This window comes from Pollutimonas harenae, from assembly GCF_004153685.1.
GTDB classification, from domain to species: domain Bacteria; phylum Pseudomonadota; class Gammaproteobacteria; order Burkholderiales; family Burkholderiaceae_B; genus Pusillimonas_C; species Pusillimonas_C harenae.
In genome coordinates this window covers 1-5,636 of sequence record NZ_SDQD01000007.1, presented here as the reverse complement: position 1 = coordinate 5,636, position 5,636 = coordinate 1, and the positions used below count along the sequence as shown (strand labels likewise).

The following is a 5,636-nucleotide window of genomic DNA, read 5'->3' as shown; positions in this document are numbered from 1 at the left end:
GGTTCGCCAAATTTATATCAAGTGCTCGCACATTTGAAGAAGTAAGGTTTGAAGTAATTTGAACCGATCTTTTTCTTTGAGCGAAACGCGACGTATGACCACTGGTTCTTCGGGACCGGATGGAAATTACGATTTATACAGTGATTAAACTGAAGAGTTTGATCCTGGCTCAGATTGAACGCTAGCGGGATGCTTTACACATGCAAGTCGAACGGCAGCGCGAGAAAAGCTTGCTTTTCTTGGCGGCGAGTGGCGAACGGGTGAGTAATATATCGGAACGTGCCCAGTAGCGGGGGATAACTACGCGAAAGCGTGGCTAATACCGCATACGCCCTACGGGGGAAAGGGGGGGATTCTTCGGAACCTCTCACTATTGGAGCGGCCGATATCAGATTAGCTAGTTGGTGAGGTAAAGGCTCACCAAGGCCGCGATCTGTAGCTGGTTTGAGAGGACGACCAGCCACACTGGGACTGAGACACGGCCCAGACTCCTACGGGAGGCAGCAGTGGGGAATTTTGGACAATGGGGGCAACCCTGATCCAGCCATCCCGCGTGTGCGATGAAGGCCTTCGGGTTGTAAAGCACTTTTGGCAGGGAAGAAACGGCGCTGAATAATACTTGGCGTCACTGACGGTACCTGCAGAATAAGCACCGGCTAACTACGTGCCAGCAGCCGCGGTAATACGTAGGGTGCAAGCGTTAATCGGAATTACTGGGCGTAAAGCGTGCGCAGGCGGTTCGGAAAGAAAGATGTGAAATCCCAGAGCTTAACTTTGGAACTGCATTTTTAACTGCCGAGCTAGAGTATGTCAGAGGGGGGTAGAATTCCACGTGTAGCAGTGAAATGCGTAGAGATGTGGAGGAATACCGATGGCGAAGGCAGCCCCCTGGGATAATACTGACGCTCATGCACGAAAGCGTGGGGAGCAAACAGGATTAGATACCCTGGTAGTCCACGCCCTAAACGATGTCAACTAGCTGTTGGGGCCTTCGGGCCTTAGTAGCGCAGCTAACGCGTGAAGTTGACCGCCTGGGGAGTACGGTCGCAAGATTAAAACTCAAAGGAATTGACGGGGACCCGCACAAGCGGTGGATGATGTGGATTAATTCGATGCAACGCGAAAAACCTTACCTACCCTTGACATGTCTGGAAGCTTTAAGAGATTAAAGTGTGCTCGCAAGAGAACCGGAACACAGGTGCTGCATGGCTGTCGTCAGCTCGTGTCGTGAGATGTTGGGTTAAGTCCCGCAACGAGCGCAACCCTTGTCATTAGTTGCTACGAAAGGGCACTCTAATGAGACTGCCGGTGACAAACCGGAGGAAGGTGGGGATGACGTCAAGTCCTCATGGCCCTTATGGGTAGGGCTTCACACGTCATACAATGGTCGGGACAGAGGGTCGCCAACCCGCGAGGGGGAGCCAATCCCAGAAACCCGATCGTAGTCCGGATTGCAGGCTGCAACTCGCCTGCATGAAGTCGGAATCGCTAGTAATCGCGGATCAGCATGTCGCGGTGAATACGTTCCCGGGTCTTGTACACACCGCCCGTCACACCATGGGAGTGGGTTTTACCAGAAGTAGTTAGCCTAACCGCAAGGGGGGCGATTACCACGGTAGGATTCATGACTGGGGTGAAGTCGTAACAAGGTAGCCGTATCGGAAGGTGCGGCTGGATCACCTCCTTTCAGAGCGAAGCGCACGAAGCGAAAGCGTCCACACTTATTGGCTGTTTATTGTAGAAAGAGTAAGCCACGACAAGGTTACGTGGCCGGTTGTGAAGACAACTGGCGGCGCATACTGGGTCAGTAGCTCAGTCGGTTAGAGCACCGTCTTGATAAGGCGGGGGTCGTTGGTTCGATTCCAACTTGACCCACCAGTACGATTTATCGGTGCGGGGGATTAGCTCAGCTGGGAGAGCACCTGCTTTGCAAGCAGGGGGTCGTCGGTTCGATCCCGTCATCCTCCACCACAGTTTTTATTGTGGGTTGTGTAGCGGTAGCGTTCTGGGGTCGGCGGTGCATGACAAAAAAAGGGCTTAACGAAGAGTGTTTAGGGTGTGGCTGTTGCTCAGCGCATGCTTATAAAGACTGCTCGTTAAATCTTTACGATTTAATGGTTTACTCGTTCTTTAACAATCTGGAAGAAGCACAACGAAGTAATTATGGTGTGGATCATGGTCAATTCGACATGATCACACGTAAGTACGGGTTGTGATTGCATTAAACAATTTTGTTCAAATAGTTCTCAAAAATACTTATTCTTCGGGATAAGGCCTTTGATAATGATGAACGGCACAATACACGCAAACTCAAGTGTTCCTATAGCTTGCAAAGTTATAGGATCAAGCGACTAAGTGCACATGGTGGATGCCTTGGCGATCACAGGCGATGAAGGACGTTGTAGCCTGCGAAAAGCTGCGGGGAGTCGGCAAACAGACTTTGATCCGCAGATATCCGAATGGGGAAACCCACGTCAGCAATGACGTATCCCACACTGAATACATAGGTGTGGCGAAGCGAACCGGGTGAACTGAAACATCTCAGTAACTCGAGGAAAAGAAATCAACCGAGATTCCGAAAGTAGCGGCGAGCGAAATCGGACCAGCCTTGACGTTTTAGCATATTGAATAGTCGAACGGAATGGAAAGTCCGGCCGTAGCAGGTGATAGCCCTGTAGACGAAATTCAGTTTGTGGAACTAGGCGTCAGACAAGTAGGGCGGGACACGTGAAATCCTGTCTGAACATGGGGGGACCATCCTCCAAGGCTAAATACTCGTGATCGACCGATAGTGAACCAGTACCGTGAGGGAAAGGCGAAAAGAACCCCGGAAGGGGAGTGAAATAGATCCTGAAACCGTGTGCATACAAACAGTAGGAGCCTCCTTGTGGGGTGACTGCGTACCTTTTGTATAATGGGTCAGCGACTTACATTCAGTGGCAAGCTTAACCGAATAGGGAAGGCGTAGCGAAAGCGAGTCCGAATAGGGCGATTTTAGTCGCTGGGTGTAGACCCGAAACCAGGCGATCTATCCATGGCCAGGTTGAAGGCACGGTAACACGTGCTGGAGGACCGAACCCACTAATGTTGAAAAATTAGGGGATGAGCTGTGGATAGGGGTGAAAGGCTAAACAAGCCTGGAAATAGCTGGTTCTCTCCGAAAACTATTTAGGTAGTGCCTCACGTATTACTGCCGGGGGTAGAGCACTGTTATAGCTAGGGGGTCATGGCGACTTACCAACCTATGGCAAACTCCGAATACCGGCAAGTAGCAGCGTGGGAGACAGAGCACCGGGTGCTAACGTCCGGACTCAAGAGGGAAACAACCCAGACCGCCAGCTAAGGTCCCAAACTATGGCTAAGTGGGAAACGAAGTGGGAAGGCATAGACAGTCAGGAGGTTGGCTTAGAAGCAGCCATCCTTTAAAGAAAGCGTAATAGCTCACTGATCGAGTCGTCCTGCGCGGAAGATGTAACGGGGCTAAGCCATAGACCGAAGCTGCGGGTGTATATCTTAGATATACGCGGTAGGAGAGCGTTCTGTAAGCCTGCGAAGGCAGATTGTGAAGTCTGCTGGAGGTATCAGAAGTGCGAATGCTGACATGAGTAGCGATAAAGGGGGTGAAAAGCCCCCTCGCCGTAAGTCCAAGGTTTCCTGCGCAACGTTCATCGGCGCAGGGTGAGTCGGCCCCTAAGGCGAGGCAGAGATGCGTAGCTGATGGGAAGCTGGTTAATATTCCAGCACCGTCGTAAGATGCGATGGGGGGACGGATTGCACAAGGTCATCGGAGTGTTGGATATCTCCGTTGCTGCATCATAGAAGGCGCTTAGGCAAATCCGGGCGCGTAATTCAAGGGTGTGGCTGAATAGGACTTCGGTCCTAAACTGATTGACAGCAGTTCCAAGAAAAGCCTCTAAGCTTCAGTCTTACGAGACCGTACCGCAAACCGACACAGGTGGACGGGATGAATATTCCAAGGCGCTTGAGAGAACTCAGGAGAAGGAACTCGGCAAATTGATACCGTAACTTCGGGAGAAGGTATACCCTGGTAGTGTGATGGGCCCGCGCCCTGAGCATGAAGGGGTCACAGAGAATCGGTGGCTGCGACTGTTTATTAAAAACACAGCACTCTGCTAACACGAAAGTGGACGTATAGGGTGTGACGCCTGCCCGGTGCCGGAAGGTTAAGTGATGGGGTGCAAGCTCTTGATCGAAGCCCCGGTAAACGGCGGCCGTAACTATAACGGTCCTAAGGTAGCGAAATTCCTTGTCGGGTAAGTTCCGACCTGCACGAATGGCGTAACGATGGCCACACTGTCTCCTCCTGAGACTCAGCGAAGTTGAAGTGGTTGTGATGATGCAATCTACCCGCGGCTAGACGGAAAGACCCCATGAACCTTTACTGTAGCTTTGCATTGGACTGTGAACCGGCCTGTGTAGGATAGGTGGGAGGCGTTGAACTCGAGTCGCCAGATTCGAGGGAGCCATCCTTGAAATACCACCCTGGTTTGTTTGCGGTTCTAACCTTGGCCCGTTATCCGGGTTGGGGACAGTGCATGGTGGGCAGTTTGACTGGGGCGGTCTCCTCCTAAAGTGTAACGGAGGAGTTCGAAGGTACGCTAGGTACGGTCGGAAATCGTGCTGATAGTGCAATGGCATAAGCGTGCTTGACTGTGAGACTGACAAGTCGAACAGGTGCGAAAGCAGGACATAGTGATCCGGTGGTTCTGAATGGAAGGGCCATCGCTCAACGGATAAAAGGTACTCTGGGGATAACAGGCTGATACCACCCAAGAGTTCATATCGACGGTGGTGTTTGGCACCTCGATGTCGGCTCATCTCATCCTGGGGCTGTAGCCGGTCCCAAGGGTATGGCTGTTCGCCATTTAAAGAGGTACGTGAGCTGGGTTTAAAACGTCGTGAGACAGTTTGGTCCCTATCTGCCGTGGGCGTTGGATACTTGACGGAGCCTGCTCCTAGTACGAGAGGACCGGAGTGGACGTACCGCTGGTGTATCGGTTGTCATGCCAATGGCATTGCCGAGTAGCTATGTACGGAAGAGATAACCGCTGAAGGCATCTAAGCGGGAAACTCGTCTGAAGATTAGGTATCCCGGGGGCTAGACCCCCCTAAAGGGTCGTTCGAGACCAGGACGTTGATAGGCTGGGTGTGGAAGCGCAGTAATGCGTGTAGCTAACCAGTACTAATTGCCCGTGCGGCTTGATCCTATAACCTTGCAGGTTGTACGTGTTCAAGTGTCGTTCAAACAAATTAACCAGTCGTACTGTGAGTTGACCAGTACGCAACCCATCGCGGCCCGTACGCCACGAAACAACACCATACATACAGCCCTGGCATCAAAACCCAGGCGCGGTGCTTCTTCCCAGATTCGTTCTATCGGCTTCGTGCCGCCAGAACACCCGGTTACGCTTGACGACCATAGCAAGGTGGTCCCACTCCTTCCCATCCCGAACAGGAAAGTGAAACGCCTTTGCGCCGATGATAGTGGACGTACGTCTGTGAAAGTAGGTCATCGTCAGGCTCTTATTGAAAGAAAAACCCCCGCACTACTCGTGTGGGGGTTTTTTATTGCCCGCCAAAAACACAATACAATTCCCTCTTGTAAAATAGACGTT

General features: G+C 51.9%; 2 tRNA genes and 3 rRNA genes. All 5 read left to right on the top strand.

The features are described from left to right. Positions 1–146 precede the first annotated feature (146 nt). Positions 147–1,687 (top strand): 16S ribosomal RNA (locus ERD84_RS15885). 114 nt (positions 1,688–1,801) lie between these two features. Beyond that, positions 1,802–1,878: transfer RNA gene (locus ERD84_RS15880), tRNA-Ile, on the top strand. 17 nt (positions 1,879–1,895) lie between these two features. Further along, a tRNA-Ala gene (locus ERD84_RS15875) sits at positions 1,896–1,971 on the top strand. Between the two features lie 370 nt (positions 1,972–2,341). Next, positions 2,342–5,228, top strand: a 23S ribosomal RNA gene (locus ERD84_RS15870). Positions 5,229–5,429: 201 nt separating this feature from the next. Beyond that, positions 5,430–5,542: ribosomal RNA gene (gene rrf, locus ERD84_RS15865) — 5S ribosomal RNA — on the top strand. Together the 16S, 23S and 5S rRNA genes with 2 tRNA genes alongside form the textbook arrangement of a ribosomal RNA operon. Positions 5,543–5,636 lie beyond the last annotated feature (94 nt).